The 16,787-nt window shown below is 70.9% G+C and carries 12 protein-coding genes; 3 read left to right on the top strand and 9 right to left on the bottom strand.

What is annotated here, in order from left to right:
- Positions 1-81 precede the first annotated feature (81 nt).
- Complete coding sequence (locus tag JL106_RS11365) at positions 82-852, bottom strand: urease accessory protein UreD (protein ID WP_205260844.1); 771 nt, start codon at positions 850-852, stop codon at positions 82-84.
- Complete coding sequence (gene ureG, locus JL106_RS11360) at positions 849-1,643, bottom strand: urease accessory protein UreG (protein WP_205260843.1); 795 nt, start codon at positions 1,641-1,643, stop codon at positions 849-851. Before ureG ends, JL106_RS11365 begins: the two co-directional genes overlap by 4 nt.
- A gap of 562 nt (positions 1,644-2,205) precedes the next feature.
- Here ureG and JL106_RS20965 point away from each other — a divergent pair.
- Positions 2,206-3,207, top strand: coding sequence for a glycoside hydrolase family 16 protein (locus JL106_RS20965; protein WP_205260842.1), 1,002 nt, complete (start codon positions 2,206-2,208; stop codon positions 3,205-3,207).
- A 57-nt stretch (positions 3,208-3,264) separates the two neighbouring features.
- Here JL106_RS20965 and JL106_RS11350 read toward each other — a convergent pair whose 3' ends face one another.
- The 6 genes from JL106_RS11350 to JL106_RS11325 form a co-directional block, all read right to left on the bottom strand.
- Positions 3,265-6,582 (bottom strand): Ig-like domain-containing protein, encoded by a 3,318-nt coding sequence (locus tag JL106_RS11350; protein ID WP_205260841.1) that lies wholly within the window; start codon positions 6,580-6,582, stop codon positions 3,265-3,267.
- Between the two features lie 613 nt (positions 6,583-7,195).
- Positions 7,196-7,918, bottom strand: coding sequence for an urease accessory protein UreF (locus JL106_RS11345; protein WP_236007498.1), 723 nt, complete (start codon positions 7,916-7,918; stop codon positions 7,196-7,198).
- A complete protein-coding gene (gene allB, locus JL106_RS11340) occupies positions 7,915-9,270 on the bottom strand; it encodes an allantoinase AllB (protein WP_205260840.1) in 1,356 nt (451 codons plus the stop codon). Before allB ends, JL106_RS11345 begins: the two co-directional genes overlap by 4 nt.
- 11 nt (positions 9,271-9,281) lie before the next feature.
- Positions 9,282-10,985: an urease subunit alpha gene (locus JL106_RS11335; RefSeq protein WP_205260839.1), complete on the bottom strand. Its 1,704-nt coding sequence runs from the start codon at positions 10,983-10,985 to the stop codon at positions 9,282-9,284.
- Positions 10,986-11,336, bottom strand: coding sequence for an urease subunit beta (gene ureB / locus JL106_RS11330; protein ID WP_205260838.1), 351 nt, complete (start codon positions 11,334-11,336; stop codon positions 10,986-10,988).
- A 44-nt stretch (positions 11,337-11,380) separates the two neighbouring features.
- Positions 11,381-11,683, bottom strand: coding sequence for an urease subunit gamma (locus JL106_RS11325; protein WP_205260837.1), 303 nt, complete (start codon positions 11,681-11,683; stop codon positions 11,381-11,383).
- Positions 11,684-12,329: 646 nt separating this feature from the next.
- Between JL106_RS11325 and JL106_RS22050 the strand changes: the two genes are divergently transcribed.
- A complete protein-coding gene (locus JL106_RS22050) occupies positions 12,330-13,427 on the top strand; it encodes a glycoside hydrolase family 16 protein (RefSeq protein WP_205260836.1) in 1,098 nt (365 codons plus the stop codon).
- A 73-nt stretch (positions 13,428-13,500) separates the two neighbouring features.
- Here JL106_RS22050 and JL106_RS22045 read toward each other — a convergent pair whose 3' ends face one another.
- The gene (locus JL106_RS22045; protein ID WP_205260835.1) at positions 13,501-14,490 is read right to left on the bottom strand and encodes a glycoside hydrolase family 16 protein; all 990 of its coding nucleotides are present in this window, start codon (positions 14,488-14,490) and stop codon (positions 13,501-13,503) included.
- 998 nt (positions 14,491-15,488) lie between these two features.
- Here JL106_RS22045 and JL106_RS11310 point away from each other — a divergent pair.
- Entirely contained in the window at positions 15,489-16,676 is a 1,188-nt protein-coding gene (locus JL106_RS11310; protein WP_205260834.1) for a glycoside hydrolase family 16 protein, read from the top strand.
- Positions 16,677-16,787: the final 111 nt, after the last annotated feature.

The following is a 16,787-nucleotide window of genomic DNA, read 5'->3' as shown; positions in this document are numbered from 1 at the left end:
GAATCTAGGAACGGCATGAAGCCACCGCGTGTCCCCCAGGTAACGGGCGTGTTGCACGGCGGCGGTCCGGCGTTGCGCCGGTCACGCCGGTCCCGCCACCGGGATCGGCGGCCTCGCCAACTGTCGCAGCTCCGGCCACCACTGGTGCAGGCGCGACGACGCAGTGTCGTCGACCAGGTCGCGGACCACCGTGCCCGGCCCGGCCAGGTCGAACCAGGACCCGGGCGGCGCCCCGGCCCGCACACCGTCCTGGAGCGCGCGGTCGCCAAGCACGAGGGCACTGTCGACCACCCGGTACCCGCCCAGGAGTCCCGGACGCCGGCGGTGCCCGGGATCGGTCAGATCGAGCTCCTCGACCAGCAGCGGCCGCCCGCTCATCCGCACGTCCGTCCGGGACCGCAGGGCCCCGCCCACCTCGCCGTGCCGGCCGAGCACCAGGACGTCCCGCACCACGGCCACCGCCCCGGGGCCCAGGTCGATGGTGTGCGACCGGGTGGTGGCGGCACCGTCGGCGACCACGAACGGCTCACCGTCCCAGAGCAGCCGGCCGCCGGCACCGACCCGCGCCTCGACGGAGTACGACGACGGCACCCCACCGGCGTCGTAGGCCACCGTGCCGGCGATCTCCCGGACCTCGAGCCACGCTCCCGGACCCACGTCCACCTGCACGCGAAGATGGTCACCGCCGAGCAGCAGCGCACCGGTGGCGACCATCGTCATCACGGCGCCGGCGTCGGCGACCCGGAGCACCCGCGGGCTCAATCGGGCGCCCGACGCGGTGACCCGCGCCCGACCCGGCGCCACCTGGACGCCCAGCCGGATCGCGCCGTGGTCGGTCGTGGCCTCGATCAATGCGAGTGGGGCTCGTCGTGACTGTGCACGGAGCCCCCGCCGGGCGCTGCCTCATCGGCGTGACTGTGCACGTACCCACCGCCTTCGGCGTGGAAGTGGGGTGCCATCGGACCCGGGTCGACGGCGACGTGCTTCCCGGAGCGGAACGAGGCCAGGGTCGCCCGCACCCAGTCCTTGAGGCCCTCGACCGACGCCGCGTCGGTGCGTGACAGCGCGAGCACCGGGCGGCCGTCCCGGGCGTGCTCGGCGTCGTGCACCATCTGCGGCACGTCGACCCCGACGTGAGGCGCCAGGTCGGTCTTGTTGACCACCAGCAGGTCGGCGCGCCCGATACCGGGCCCGCCCTTGCGGGCCACGTCGCCGCCCCCGGCCACGTCCAGCACGAACAGCTGGGCGTCGACCAGGGCCGGGGAGAACGTCGCCGTCAGGTTGTCGCCACCGGACTCCACCAGCACGACGTCCAGCGGCGCGAAGTCGGACTCCAGGTCCTCGACGGCCAGCAGGTTGGCGGTGACGTCGTCGCGGATGGCGGTGTGCGGGCAGGCGCCGGTCTCCACCGCCCGGATGCGGGCCGGATCCAGCACCCCGGCCGACCGCAGGAACCGCGCGTCCTCATCGGTGTAGATGTCGTTGGTGATGACGCCGAGCTGCAGTTCGGCCGCCAGTTCACGGCAGATCAGCGCGATGATCGACGACTTGCCGGTGCCGACCGGTCCGGCGACGCCCAGTCGCAGGGATCGGGTCCGAGCCGGGTCGGACTGGCCGGGGACGGTCGGGGCGGGGACGGACACGGCGCCACCTTGTCGGGTCGGGACTGCTGCGGATGTCTGCACACGATCGGCCTGCTCCGCGACGCTGCGGCGCCCCGTTCCGGCGGACGACCGGTCGATCGGGGCGCCTGCACCCTACGCGGTCGCGGCCGCGGCCGCGTGCCATCGTCCGGATCGGGCATTTCCGAACAACGGAAGAAATCACCGTCGCGCACACCGGAAATCGGCCGTGATTGTCCCGTGATGCTTGAGTCGGACTGCCGTGATCACTTACCGTGAGCGCCGCCCACCGACCGGAACATGCATTCCGGGTCGGCCCACGGCGGCGTCACCGCGCATTCCCTGGCCCGGTCACCACCTTGCCCTCGATTCCCACGGCGGTCACCCCGTGACCGCCGCGGCCATGCCTGCTTCCGAACGGAGCGACGTGAGATCTCCTGCTGAACGACGACCGACCGGGCGACGCCGTCGGCGCGCCGGTCGTACCGGATCCGTCCTCGCCGCCATCGCGGCCCTGGTGCTCCCGGTCGCGACGGCGCCTGCCGCGGCCGCCGCCCCGTCCCGCGCGACGCTCAGCGCGTCGGTGAGCGGGAGCACCGTCCAGATCACCACCTCACTGATCGCGACACCGTCCATCACCGCCGAACTGGCTGGGATCTGCGTCCGGAGCGCATCCGGCGCCGACCTCGACCTCCCCTTCTCGACGAACGTGCGGCTCAGCTCCCGGGCCGTGACACTCACCAAGCAGCAGACGTTCAGCCCCGGCACGTACACGTACTGGGCCTGTGTCCAGGACGACCGGCGCTGGTACGACCTGGGGGCCAAGCAGACCTTCACTGTCCGCGGCGCGACGGCGGCGCCGCCGTCGGGCGGGTCCTCGTCCAGTGGTGAGGCGATGCCGACCGGCAACATCGGCTCGTGGCGGCAGGTGCTGGCCGAAGATTTCAACACCCCGCTGGCGCGCGGTCAGTTCCCGGGGCCGTACAGCACGAAATGGCGCAGTTATGACGGTTTCGCCAACTCCAACGGCCTTTCTTGGTACAACCAGGACATCATCTCGATGCACGACGGGGTGATGGACCTCTGGCTGCACCAGGAGAACGGGATGCGCCAGTCCGCGGCGCCGACACCGTTCCATTCCCAGCCATGGGTGGGGATGAAGTACGGCAAGTACACCGTGAGGTTCAAGGCGGACAGGCTCCCGGGCTACAAGATGGCGTTCCTGCTCTGGCCGGACAGCGACAACTGGAACCAGGGCGAGATCGACTGGCCCGAGGGCGGCCTCGGCAGCTCGTTCATGGGGTTCAACCACTGCATCAACAACCCGTCGAACAACTGCTACTGGGTCGACCCGAACACCACCTCGTCGATCTGGCACACCGCCAGCCTGGAGTGGAAGCCCGGATCGATCTCGTACCTGCTGGACGGTCGGGTGATCGGCACGACCACGAACAACATCCCCAGCGTGCCGATGCACCTCATGCTGCAGGTCGAGGCAGATCCGGACGGCGTCTCGTCGAGCAACCTCAACCAGTCCGGCAGCCTGCTCGTCGACTGGGTGACGCTCTACACCTGGGCCGGCTGACCCACCCGTCCCCCCGAGCCCGTCGGGACCGCGACCCCGGTCCCGACGGGCTCCCGGTCACCCACCCGCGACGGGCCGCAGCAACGTGATCTTCTGCCCGCCGAGCTCGGTGACGTACAGGATGCCGTTGCCGCTGGGGTGCTCGGCGATGTCGAGCGGCTCGGTGAAGCCGCTCATCCCGGTGACACCGGTGGTGATCCCGGTGACGGAGCCGTCCGGCCCGGACGGGTCGACGACCATGACGTCCTTGCCGGCGCTGTACCGGACGACCAGCAGCTTGCCCTTGAGCTTGCCGCCGAAGGCGTTGCTCCGGTACTCGATCGTTCCGTTGGCCGAGGCGTGCAACCCGGCGTCGTAGATGTCACCGGACCGGAAGTTGCGGTCCGGCTGGACCCCCACCGGGTACTGCGCCTCCTCCCAGGGCGTTCCCTGCGCGGCCGTGGGATTGCCGCCGTACGAGATGAACTCGCACCGGGACGGGTTCGGGTGACCGTAGTAGCCGCCCTGGGTGATCTCGTGGATGAAGTCGGTCTGCGCCACCGGGTTGCCGAAGATGGTGTTGAACGCCGGGCCGGTGTAGGTGTACGGCCCGCTGGCCGCGTCGATCCGGCGGTTGCACGACGCCGGCAACGGATCCGACACCATCGGGATGTTGGCGCCGGCCGCCGAGCCGTTGGTGGGCGCGTAGAGGTGACCGTTGCTGTGCCAGGCCAAGTCGTAGGCGTTGCGGACGCCGGTGGCGTACAGGGTCAGCGGTGCCCCCGGCGCATACGGGTCGTAGCTGCCGCCGCCGTCGGTGGTCTTGACGTCCAACGGCAGCGACGCGGGCAGCGCGCCCGTGTCCAGCCGCAGCACCGCGCCGGCCAGTTGGACCTCCGGCCGGTTGCCCCAGGCGATGTCCTGGTAGCCCATGCCGGTGTTGGAGCCCATCGAGAAGTACAGCGCCCCATCGGGACCGAAGGCGATGGAGTTCGCCTCGTGGTCGTGCGCCGACCGCGGCAGGTTGGTCAGCACGGTCTGCCCGCTCTCCAGGTTCGCCCCGGTGAGCCGGACCAGCTTGCTGGACCAGTCGGGCACGTTGTCGTTGCCGACGTACATGAAGTTGTCGGTCACCCAGAGGATCAGGTTGCTGGCGGTGGAGGACGGGTCGAACGCCAGACCCACCATGGTGCGGTTCTGCCCCGAGTTCATCGTCCGCACGGTGTTGATCTGTCGCTCGTTGGCCAGCGTGCCGTCGGGTGCGACGTCGTACCGGAACAGGTAGCCGTTCAGCGTGGCCGCATACAGCTTGCCGTCCGGCCCGGTGGTGACGCTGGTGTAGAGGTGGTTGGTCGCGACCGTCGCCTGCTGGGTGAAGCCGACGCCGGCGATGCCGGTGCCGGACACCAGGGTGCCGGTGGTGAACAGGCTCTCGAACGGCAGGAACTTGTTGCCGGCCACGTCGGTGACGCCGTCGGTCACCATGAACTGGTACTGGGTGTTGGCCTCCAGCACCGACTTCGGCGTCAGCACCAGCACGTCGCCGCCACCGCTGGTGTTGGCCGAGGACTCGATCACCGCCCCGGTGCTGACCTTGACCAGCTTGACCGTGCCGGCCGTCACCGTGTTCGGGTCGATCGCGCCGGCCGGCAGGGAGAGCTCGGTGGTGACGGACAGATCCCGCACCACGTTGGTCTCGTCACCGCCCGGGGCGACCATGGCCACCCGCGGCCGGGTCGGGTCGACGTACTCGACGGTCAGGTAGTCGATCTTGGTGTTGACCCCGCCGGTCGGGGCGACGGTCAGCCGCCCGTCGATGACGCTGACCGTGACGGTGCCGGTGGTGAACCGGGTGGTGGCCGTCGGCTTGAACGGGCCGACCGCCACGACGTTCTCGACCTCGACCAGGTGGGTCGAGTCGTACACCGCAGACGCGTCACCGACCGCCACGGTGACCTTGTAGGTCCCGTTCGGCACGGCCAGCTCCCACTGCGCCGGCGTCGTCACACCGGAGGCCGACTGCATCTGGATCAGGCCGAGCAGGCGCGGATCCGTGGTCACCCCGGCCGGGCGCTGCCGGGCGTTGGCGGACACGTCCAGCGGGGTGTCGGTGCCCGCGGCCTCCCAGCCGTAGGTGTAGCCGGCCTGCTTCGGGCCGAACCGCGCTCCCGAGTCCAGCTGGTAGCCGGCCGCAGGCGTGCTGGACGGGGTGCCGAAGTCGATGTACGCCGGGAACGGCGGCGGCGACGGATCGGTCCACTGCTCGACGTCCAGGAAGTCGATCTTGGTGTTGGTGCCGCCGGCCGCGCTGACCACCAGGCGGCCGTCGGTGACGTCCACGTCGACCACGCCGATGCGGAACTTCGACGAGAAGGTCGGCACGTACGGGTCGATGGCGACCCGGCCGTTGACCTGGATCCGGTGGGTGCTGTCGTACACGTTGTTCGGGTCACCGGTCCCGACCGTCACCCGGTAGGCGCCGTTGGGCACCACCATCGTCCAGTCACCGGCCGTGGTGTTGGCGCCGCTGCTGGGCACCGCCTGCATCTGCATGAAGTTGACCTGCCGCGGGTCGGCCAGCCCCGAGGCCGTCCGCTGCCGACCGTTGTTGCTCAGGTTGAGCGGGGTCCGGCTCCCGGCGACCACCCACCCGTAGGTGGCATACCCCTTGGGACCGTAGGAGCCGCCGGAGTCGAGCACGTTGCCCGGCACGGGCACGCTGGTGCCCGCTCCGAAGTCGACCCGGAACGGGAAGGTGGGGTCGCCGGCCGGCGGCGGGACCGCGGTCGCGGTCAGGAAGGTGATCTTGGCGTTGGTGCCGGCCTCCGGGCGGACGGTGAGCCGGCCGTCGGTGACCTGCACCGTCGCGGTGCCGGTCGTGAGCCGCGTGTACTGGGTCGGCACGTACGGCTCGACCGCGCGGATGCCCTCGACGGTGGCGGCGTGCGTGCTGTCGTACGTGGTGGAGGCATCGCCCACCCCGACCGTCACCGTGTACCAGCCGTCGGCCACCTGGATCTCGAACGCACCGGCCGGCTTGCCGGCCAGTTGCATGTGCATCAGCGTCGTCTGTTTGGCGTCGACGCCGCTGACGTACCGGATGCGGCCGTTCCCGGTCAGGTCGACCGGGGTGGTGCTGCCGTCGGTCACCCAGCCGTACGTCAGGTTGCTGCCCTGGTTGGCGCCGGTGCGGGCACCGTACGGCTGGCCCCAGTCCAGGACGTACCCCGCCACGGGAACCGTGGTCTGCGACCCGAAATCGACCTGGATCGGGGAGCCCGCGGGGGCGGGCGCCGCGAGCTGGGGGGCCGACGCGGCGAACGCGGTCGACACGACACCACCGACCACGGCCAGCAGCAGGGTGAGCACCGCGCCGAGTGAGACGGCCCGGGTCATGGAATGGACGGCGCCGGAGCGGGACGGTCGGTACGACCCGCACCGCCGACGGGACGGGACGGCACTCCGGTGCGGTCGGTGCATGAGGACCATCCAGGAACGTTCGGCTCCCGGGCGGAGCTGCCGGGCGGCCCGGGATCTGAGGACAGTGCATGAGGAACGGGGGTCCCGGACGGATCACGGGCGCGGCTGAGTGGGGAGTCCTGGCGAAGAGTAGCCCCCGGATGACCGTTCTGAACAGTCCTGCTACCCGAGAATGATCGCGCCCGAACCGGTCTCGCAGTCGTTCGCCGCCACGTGGGACCGACCGTTCACTCGTTCAGCGGTGCACCGCTGAGGTCGGAGCGACTCGACCGCAGTGGCGACTGGGCCGACCGGGGAACCTGCTGTTCCGCGCCGGCTTCTCCGATCTCAGCTGGCCGGGCACCGCCTGTCGATCACCGAGGTGGCCGGCTTCGGGGCCGGGCCATTCCCGGTTGGGCCGTCGGCGCGATCCCCCACGTCGTCGACCTGACCGCGCCGCACACGCCGGACGACGATGTCCGCTCCGAGGCCGTCGGGTGACCGCGCCCGATGCCGTCGCTCCACCGGGTCGCGGACGACCCGGCCGGGTTCAGGCGCGGAACAGCCGGTGCGTGGCGGCAGCGTGCTGCTGCGACCATTGCTCGAGCAGCGGCGCACCGCCCGAGGGGATCTCGTCCGGGTCCTGCAGACCGACCAGCGGAGCCACCATCCGCTCGATGAGCGGCTGGCTGGCCAGCGCCCAGGAGGTGGCCTGCACGGGGTCCCCCGGCTCGACCTTGAGCGCCGCGGCGCACACGGTCTGCACCTCGTCGTAGCCGATCAGCCGGATGAGCGCGGCATCGTCCAGGCCGACCAGCGCGGCGATGCCGCCGAGGACGACCGCGCGGCTCGGGCGCTGGACCCGACCCAGCGCGGCCACCACCGTGGACGAGGGCCAGAGCCGTCCGGCCAACCGGAGGTAGCCACGCCCGAGCAACGCGGCCGTCTCCCGCAATGCCGGGCCGACCGTCCGCGCCCGCCATGCCTGCTCGACGGCGTCGAGATCGTGTGCCGAATCGCCGATGTCACGGTGACCTCGGCCGGCGACCGCACGGGCGACCACGGCCGCCCCGGCCTCGACCAGGGTGACGGTGGCCAACCGGACGGCCAGGTAGTCGGGCACCTCGCGCACCGGCATGCCGCCGCGGACGGCCGGCTCGAGCCCAGCGGACTGCGTGTGGGCACCGGTCGGAAGTCGGTTGTCCGCCAGCAGCATCGTCATGAACTGGGCGACACCGGTCTGGTGGCCGGGGATCTGGACCGTCGCGGTCATGCCGATCCCGCCGACAGCAGCCGACCGGCCGGCGCGGGATCGTCGGGGCGCAGCTCGGCTCCGCCCAGCCACCGGTGCCGGACGACCCCCCGCAGCGTCCGGCCCAGGTACGGCGTCACCGGATGGCGATGGCGGATGAGATCTGCCGTCACGATGAAGGTCTCGTCCACGGCCAGCGCGATCAGGTCGGCGTCGGCGCCCACCTCGAGTCGGCCCTTGTGGTGCAGCCCGGCCAGATCAGAGGGTCCGGTGGACATCCAGCGCAGGACGTCCGCCAGCGCCGACCCTCGGTCCAGCGCCTCGGCCAGCACCGCCGCGAAGCCGAACTGCAGTGACGCGATCCCACCCCAGGCCAGGCCCAGGTCCCCCACCGCGAGCTGCTTCATCTCGGGGGTGGACGGCGAGTGGTCGGTCACCACGATGTCGATGGTGCCGTCGGACAGTGCCTCCCACAACGCGTCCCGGTCCGCGGTGCCTCGGATGGGCGGACAGCACTTGAACTGCGGTGAGCCGTCCGGGATGGTGCCGGCGTCGAGGGTCAGGTAGTGCGGGCAGGTCTCGGCCGTGATCGGGACACCGTCGGCCTTGGCCCGGCGGATCAGCTCGGCCCCCGCGCCCGACGACAGGTGCACGATGTGGGTGCGGCAGCCGGTCGCCGCGGCCGCCGCGATCGCCGTCCCGATGGCCGTGGTCTCCGCACTGACCGGTCGGGACGCCACGAAGGCCCGGTAGTCCGGTCCCTGCGGGGCGGGGGCTCCGTGCAGCACGGCCGGGTCCTCGGCGTGGACCAGCAACAGCCCGCCCAGCCCGGCGATGATCTCCATGCCGGCCCGCAGCACCTCGGCCGAGACGGGCGGGAACTCGGGGACTCCGGAGTCCTGCAGGAAGCACTTCACCCCCAGGACGCCCGCCGCGAACAGGCCCGGCAACTCGTCCAGGTTGTCCGGCACCAGCCCACCCCAGAACCCGGTGTCGACCCGGACCCGCCCGCGCGCAGCGACCTGCTTGGCGGCCAACGCGGACGCGGACAGGGTGGGCGGCAACGAGTTCAACGGCATGTCCACGATGGTGGTGACGCCGGCGACGGCCGCGGCCCGCGTGGCGGTGTCGAACCCCTCCCACTCCGTGCGCCCGGGTTCGTTGACGTGCACGTGGGTGTCGACGATCCCGGGGACCAGCACGGCGTCCTCGTCCAGGGTGACCTGCTGCCCACCCGGCCCGGCCGCGCCGAACTCGTCGATCGCCACGATCCGCCCCAGCCGCACCGACACCGACGCCGCCTGCTCGGCCCCGTCGATCAGCGCCCGCGACGCGTGGATGACCAGGTCGACCGGGTGACGATCAGCGCGCATGAGGTGACCTCTCAGAACAGGTTGTAGAGCTGAGCGAGCGGGAGCCGCTCCGCCGGGGCCGGCTCGACCAGGTCGCCGTCGATGGTGATGGCGAAGGTCTCGGGATTGATCTCGATGCGGGGCAGGGCATCGTTGTTGATCATCTGCGCCTTGCCGACATCCCGAGTGGGCTTGACGCCCACCAGTTTCCGCCGGAGCCCGAGCCGATCGGCCAGACCGTCGTCGAGGGCCCGCGGCGCCACGAACGAGACCGACAGGTCGGCCCCGATCGCGTCGGTGAGCGCCGGGCGCATCAGCACCGGCTGCGGGGTCGGGATGGACGCGTTGGGGTCCCCCAGTGCGCCCCACACCAGACCGCCACCCTTGATGACCACCGACGGCCGGGTGCCGAAGAACTTCGGCTCCCAGAGCACCAGGTCGGCCAGTTTGCCCGGCTCGACCGAGCCCACCTCGTCGTCGATGCCGTGCGCGATCGCCGGGTTGATCGTGTACTTGGCCACGTAGCGCCGGGCGCGCTCGTTGTCGGCCGGCATCCCGGAACCGAGCGGACCGCGGCGTGCCTTCATCACGTGCGCGACCTGCCAGGTCCGGGCGATGACCTCGCCGATCCGGCCCATCGCCTGCGCGTCCGACGACGTCAACGAGATGGCGCCCATGTCGTGCAGGACGTCCTCGGCCGCGATCGTGGTGGCCCGGATCCGGGACTCGGCGAAAGCCAGGTCCTCGGGCACCGCCGGGTTCAGGTGGTGGCAGACCAGCAGCATGTCGAGGTGCTCGTCCACCGTGTTGACGGTGTGCGGCAGCGTCGGGTTGGTCGATCCGGGGATGACGTTCGGCAGGCCGGCGATGGTCAGGATGTCCGGGGCATGCCCGCCGCCGGCGCCCTCGACGTGGAAGGCGCTGATCGACCGGCCGTTGATCGCGGCCACCGTCGACGCCACGTATCCGGCCTCGTTCAGGGAGTCCGAGTGCAGCGCCACCTGCAGCCCCCACTCGTCGGCCGCGGTGAGCGCGGCGTCGACGGCGGCCGGGGTGGAGCCCCAGTCCTCGTGCACCTTGTACCCACCCGCACCGGCCAGCGCCTGCTCGGCCAGTCCGGCCACCGAGGTGGTGTTGCCCTTGGCCAGCAGCAGCAGGTTGATCGGCAACGGGTCGATGGCCCGGTGGATCTGCCGCAGGTGCCACGGGCCCGGGGTCACCGTGGTCGCCTTGGTGCCTTCCGACGGCCCGGTGCCGCCGCCGGCCAGCGTGGTGAGCCCGGTCGCCAGGGCCTCGACGATCTGGGACGGGGAGATGAGGTGCACGTGGGTGTCGATGCCACCGGCGGTGAGGATCTTGCCCTCGCCGCTGATCACGTCGGTGCCCGGCCCGATCACCAGTTGCGGGTGCACCCCGTCGGCGATGTCGGGGTTGCCGGACCGGCCGAGCGCGACGATGCGACCGCCGCGGATCCCGACGTCGGCGCGGACGATGCCCCAGTGGTCCAGCACGATGGCGTTGGTGATGACGGTGTCGAGCGCGCCGTCGGCCGAGGTGGCCTCGCCCTGGGCCATCGACTCACGGATCGACTTGCCGCCGCCGAACACGGCCTCCTCACCTCCGGCGGTGAGGTCCTGCTCCACCTCGATCCACAGATCGGTGTCGCCCAGCCGGATCTGGTCGCCGACGGTCGGCCCGTACAGGGCGGCGTACTCGTCGCGGGAGATCTGCACCATCTACTCGTTCCCGTCCAGCTCGATCCGATCGGCGTCCTTGATCTGCAGACCCGGTACCCGGCGGGCGCCGCGCAGTGCGACTGCGCCGACCGTCCGGGACGCCCCCGGTTCGAACCGGCGGGACGTGCCGGAGGGGATGTCGAGGCGGAAGCCGTGGGCCGCCGCGCGGTCGAACTCCAGAGCGCTGTTGGCATCCGGCAGGTGCAGGTGCGATCCGATCTGCACGGGGCGGTCGCCGGTGTTCAGGATGGTCAGCTCGATCCGCTCGTCCGGGCTCCGGTCGGCGTTCAGCTCGATGGTGCCGGGCGCGACCCGGACGGCCCCCGGGCCGGTGGTGGCAGTGCCAGCCATGGTGGTGCTCCTCGGTGTCGGTCGGGCTGTCGTCCAGGACCGGTTCAGGCGATGGGCTGATGGATGGTGACGAGCTTGCGCCCGTCGGGGAAGGTGGCCTCGACCTGGACGTCGGGCAGCATCTCGGCCACCCCGTCCATCACCTGGTCCCGGGTGAGCACCTCGCGACCGGCCACCATCAGGTCGGCCACCGAGCGGCCGTCCCGGGCCCGTTCGATGACCCAGGTGCTCAGCAGCGCGACGGTCTCCGGGTAGTTCAGCTTCACACCGCGGGCCAGTCGGTCGCGCGCCACCATGCCGGCCACCGACAGCAGCAGCTTCTCGGTGTCCGAGGGGGTCAGATGCATCGGGAACCTCCGCACGACGATGGCAGCCGGGTCGACGCTGTCCGGCAGGAACGACGCCACACCGGCGGCGCAGGGAGCACCGTATCCGGCGCCGTGTTGCCGCCGGATGACGACGAGCGGACCGCCGCCCGGAGCGCACCGACGGACGGCCTCCGGCCGCGCCGGGCAGGCCGATGAACACCCGTTCGCCGATGATCGAGATCGGTGACGGAGCGTGATCCATGATCATTCCGGTCACGCTGGAGCAACCTCGAGGGCCCATGATCGTTCACCAGGCGAAACGCATTCCGGCACACCGGGACCGTGCCCGATTCGTCGGGAAGCGACCCTTCGCAACGACCGTGTCCGTTACCTGGACGGGTGAGACCGTGACCAGCGCGTGATGTAGTTCTCATGAACTGTCCACGATCCGACACGCAGTGTTAGCTTCGCGCCGTTCTTTCGGGGGTCCGGCCGGATCCCCCGGACCATTCTCCGGTGGCGTGCCACCGGGCGGCCCGGCGATCAGACGTCCTGGCCGGATCATCACGAAATGGGGACCACCGTGGCTTCACGGAACGTTCCGTCAGCCCTGCGCCGGCGTGGCAGACGGACGCTGCTGGGCGCGACGATCACCACCTGTGCTGCCGCACTGATGCTCGGGCCGGTGTCGCCGGCCTCGGCCGCCGAGTACGCCCCGAGCGACTTCGACGTCACCGTCTCGGGCAACACCCTCACCGCGACCGCCACCGTCTCGGCCTCCGCGGGCACCACCTCCGACATGGTCGGCGTCTGCGCCCGCGACGAGGACGACGCCAACGTCGACTTCCCGTTCGACTACGGCACCTGGATCGGTCGCACCGGCACCGACGTCACCACGTCCCGCCGACTGCCGGCCGGTGACTACTGGGTCTGGCCGTGCGTCAAGGTGGACGGCACCTGGAACGACCTGCCCGGCGGGCACATCGTGACCGTCTCCGCCGCGGCCGCGCCGGCCCCGGCGCCCGCCCCCGTCCCGGCGGCGGCCCCGGCCCCCGCGCCCGCGGCGCCGTCCGGCGGCAACGGCACCAGCGGCGAGGCCATGCCCACCGGCAACCTGGCCAACTGGACGCAGATCTTCGCCGAGGACTTCACCACCGACGTGGCCCGCGGCGGCTTCGCCGACGCCTACGCCGACCGCTGGACCGGGTACGACGGGTTCACCGAGACGGCCGGCAACGCCCGCTACAACGACGACATCATCTCCGTGGACAACGGCGTGATGGACATGTACGTGCACTACCAGAACGGCCAGCGGCAGGCCGCGGCGCCGATCCCGCTCATCAACGGCGAGTGGGGCGGCACCACCTACGGGCGCTACAGCATCCGGTACCGCTCCGACTACGTCGAGGGCTTCAAGCAGTCGTTCATGCTGTGGCCGGACACCGAGAACTGGAACGACGGCGAGATCAACTTCCCTGAGGGTGGTCTCGGTCAGGAGTTCTACGGGTTCAACCACTGCATCGGCAACCCGGCCAACAACTGCTTCTGGGTCAAGCACACCGAGAACACCACCGACTGGCACACCGCCACCGTCGAGTGGACCCCGAGCTCGATCAGCTTCATCCTCGACGGGCGGACCCTGGGCACCACCTACGACAACATCCCGCGGGTGCCGATGCACCTGATCCTGCAGCTGCAGGGCGACAACTGGTACGGCACCAACACCACCGGCACCGGTTCGGTGGAGGTCGACTGGGTGACCCTGTACAGCTGGAACGGCTGATCCACCTCCGCACCACCAGCGCGCGACCCGGGCTCTGTCGCCGACAGGCCTCGTCGTCCAGCCGGCGCGCGGCTCAGGCCTGCTCCCAGACGCTGACCCAATCGATGTAGACGGAGCCGCGGACTTCGGGACCGGGGGGATACACCCAGGTCTCGGTCTGCAGGACCCAGTGCATCGGGACCTGCGTGATGTTGTCGGTGACCCGCCCGATGACCACCCCGTCGAGCTGGAACACCACCTCGGTCGACGTCCACGTCGTGGTGGCCACGTGCCAGTCGTCGAACCCGACCCCGGTGTCGAACGTCCCGCAGTGGAACGCCGCCCGCCCCGGACAGTGGTTGTAGGCCTTGATGCCGCTGTTGAACTCCCCTTCGGGGAAATCGATCTCGCCGTCGTCCCATCGGTCCGAGTCCGGCCACAGCAGCCACGCCGCCCCGTACCCGGGGATGGGATCCGCGCGGAAGCGGATGCTGTACCGGCCGAAGGTCGTCCCACCCCACTCACCGTCGAGCAGAGGAACGAGTGCCGCGGTCAACCGCCGGCCGTCCGCTCCGGTGTGCAGGTCCATCCGGAGCGCCCCGTTCTGCACCGACAGGATGTCGTCGTCGTACCACCCCGTCTTGCGGGTGTCCTGGAACCCGTCGTAGGTCGACCAGCGTCCTTCGTACGGTCCGGGGAACTGGCCGGGCGCCAGGTCCTCGGTGAAGTCGTCGCTGAACACCTGACGCCAACCCGGCAGGTCGCCGCGCGGCATCGATTCGTCCGCGGTGTCGACGGGCGGCACCGCGGGCGCCGGCGTCTGCGGTGGCACTCCGGCGGCGCCGCTGGCCGCCCCGGGCGGGGTCACCTGGACCGAGCCGCTGTCCGCGGCGGCAGTGCGCAGCGCGGCGGGCGGCGGGCCATCGGGTCCACCACCGGTGTCCGTCCGCCCGGCCAGCCAGCCGGCGGTCGCGGCCACGGCACCGACGACGATCAGCGCAGCGAGTGTCTGCCAGGCGCGGTGACCACTGCGCATCCGTCGCCCCTGCGGCCGCCGGGGCGGCGTGGTCGCCTGGAACGGCACCGCCGTGATGGTCGTGGACGGGCGCGCAGACCCATCGGACGGTGACCGATCGTCGCGTCCCGTCCCAGCGTCGCCCACCGTGGTCACGTTCCTCGTCCGTCGCCGTTCGCCACTGGCGACCGTTCCGGCCACGGATGCCCCGGACGGAGCAACACTGATGGCCGGCGATTGATCATAGTGTTTCCTCCGCGACTCCCGCTCGCCTCGTCCGAGTGAACGAGCCGGTCGGGCCGCCGATCGATCACGGCATCCGCGGTCGATCGTGATCTCCGGTCGCGCGGCCGTGCCCACCGGTCGCCCCGGAAGACGCTCGGTACCGAGGTGCGTTCCCGGGTCGCCGGCTCCACGCGTGGTCCGCAGGGGTCGGTCCCGCCGCCACACGCCGGGGTGACCGTCCGCCACGACGAGACCGGACCTGCGTCATCCAGTGGAGATACATTGTGCGACAACATTTCTGATCGTCGTCCGGACCGGTGGGGGCATCGGCTCCCCGGCGGTGCTCACCGAGCGCAGCGACCACGATCCCCGACCGCGGACGGCGGTCCCCGCAGCGGGTGACCGATCCGACGGTCGGTCACCGCCCTGCGCAGTGACCGTGCCCCACCCGGCGATGCCTGCTCCACGATCGACGGACAACGGCTCGGAAACCTTGCCGGCCCGCCAGTCGCTGCTACTGTTGGTGTCAGCACCGGAACAGAGCGTCACAGCGAGCGGTGGTCAGGGTTCTCCTGGCTCTTCACCGCCAGCTCTGTGCATGGCGATTCGGTGGTCCGCCACGTTGGCCCCACCGCGACTCCCAGCGAATGCATCCCGTTCGTCGTGCTCGTACCCGTCAGGGCTGTCCGCGATGCCTCAGTGCTCGCCCGACCTACGCCCCGGGCCCTTCCCGAGAGCGGCTCCGTCCGCCCCTCCGCGCCGTGGTCGACGGCGCACCTCCAAGCACGTCCCGCTCTGCCTCCCGCGCCGTCCACGTCAACTTCCGAGGTGTTGAGAAAGCCATGTCCGCCACCACTCCTGCCGCTCCGCAGCGCAACCGAAAGTCTCTTCTCCACAAGCTTTCTCGCGTCGGCATCGTCGCCACGACCGCCGCCGTGCTCGGTACCACCGCGATCGCCACCGCCCCGCTGGCCTCGGCGGCCCCGGCCTACAGCGCCTCGAACGTGACCGCCGCCGTCAAGGGCAGCTCGGTCACGGTGTCGGCGAACGTCCGCTCGAGCGAGACGGTCAACGCCTCGATGATCGGCATCTGCGCCCGGACCGCCTCCGGCTCCAACATCGACTTCGCCTTCGACTCCGGCCAGCTCACCAAGTCGGGTCGGACCGTGAGCAAGACCAAGACGCTGGCCAAGGGCACCTACAGCTACTGGCCGTGCGTGAAGGTCGGCAACCAGTGGTCCGACGTCGGCGCCAAGCAGACCTTCCGCGTCACCGGCATCGAGCTCGGTGACGCCACCAAGAACAGCGCCTCCGCGCCGAACACCAACGGTGGCACCACCGGCACGGCGATGCCGGTCGGCGACCAGCCCGGCTGGAAGCAGGTCTTCGCCGACGACTTCACCGCCGGTGACGTGGCCCAGGGCGGGTTCCCCGGCGTCTACAAGAACAAGTGGATGTCCTACGACGGGTTCGCCGACACCTACCGGACCGGCACCTACAACCAGGACATCATCTCGGTCTCCGGTGGCGTCATGGACATCAACCTGCAGAGCATGAACGGCCGGCCCCAGGTCGCCGCCCCGGTGCCGATGGTGGCCGGCAAGTGGGGAGGCCAGAAGTACGGCAAGTTCAGCGTCCGCTTCCGCGCCGACGCCCTGCCCGGCTACAAGACCGCCTGGCTGCTGTGGCCGGACAGCGACAACTGGAACCAGGGCGAGATCGACTGGCCCGAGGGTGATCTGACCGGCAACATGTGGGGCTTCAACCACTGCATCGGCAACCCGTCGCAGAACTGCGGCTGGACCGACAGCAAGAAGACCTTCACCGACTGGCACATCGCCACCGTCGAGTGGACCCCGTCCGCGGTGAAGCTGATCATGGACGGCCAGGTCATGCTGAACCAGACCACCGATGTCCCGCAGAACCCGATGCACTGGGTCCTGCAGACCGAGACCAACGGCAAGCCCAACACCAGCGTCTCGGGCAAGGTCCAGATCGACTGGGCGACCATCTACACCTACAACCCGTGATCCAGCGCGGGGGGGGCCCGCCCCCGGCGCCCCCCCCCCCCCCCCCCCCCCCCCCCCCCCCCCCCCCCCCCCCCCCCCCCCCCCGGCCGCGCCGGCCCGGGGGGGGGGGGG

It is taken from the genome of Nakamurella leprariae, from assembly GCF_016918035.1.
Taxonomy (GTDB): Bacteria; Actinomycetota; Actinomycetes; order Mycobacteriales; family Nakamurellaceae; genus Nakamurella; species Nakamurella leprariae.
Note: the sequence above shows the minus strand (reverse complement) of the source record. Positions and strands in the feature narration are given on the sequence as shown.

What these genes read in the sequence shown, in the direction of transcription:
- allB (WP_205260840.1), bottom strand. Translation starts at nt 9,270, where the DNA reads ATGCGCGCTGATCGTCACCCGGTCGACCTGGTCATCCACGCGTCGCGG.
- ureB (WP_205260838.1), bottom strand. Translation starts at nt 11,336, where the DNA reads ATGGCTGGCACTGCCACCACCGGCCCGGGGGCCGTCCGGGTCGCGCCC.
- JL106_RS11350 (WP_205260841.1), bottom strand. Translation starts at nt 6,582, where the DNA reads ATGACCCGGGCCGTCTCACTCGGCGCGGTGCTCACCCTGCTGCTGGCC.
- JL106_RS11345 (WP_236007498.1), bottom strand. Translation starts at nt 7,918, where the DNA reads ATGACCGCGACGGTCCAGATCCCCGGCCACCAGACCGGTGTCGCCCAG.
- JL106_RS11335 (WP_205260839.1), bottom strand. Translation starts at nt 10,985, where the DNA reads ATGGTGCAGATCTCCCGCGACGAGTACGCCGCCCTGTACGGGCCGACC.
- JL106_RS11310 (WP_205260834.1), top strand. Translation starts at nt 15,489, where the DNA reads ATGTCCGCCACCACTCCTGCCGCTCCGCAGCGCAACCGAAAGTCTCTT.
- JL106_RS11325 (WP_205260837.1), bottom strand. Translation starts at nt 11,683, where the DNA reads ATGCATCTGACCCCCTCGGACACCGAGAAGCTGCTGCTGTCGGTGGCC.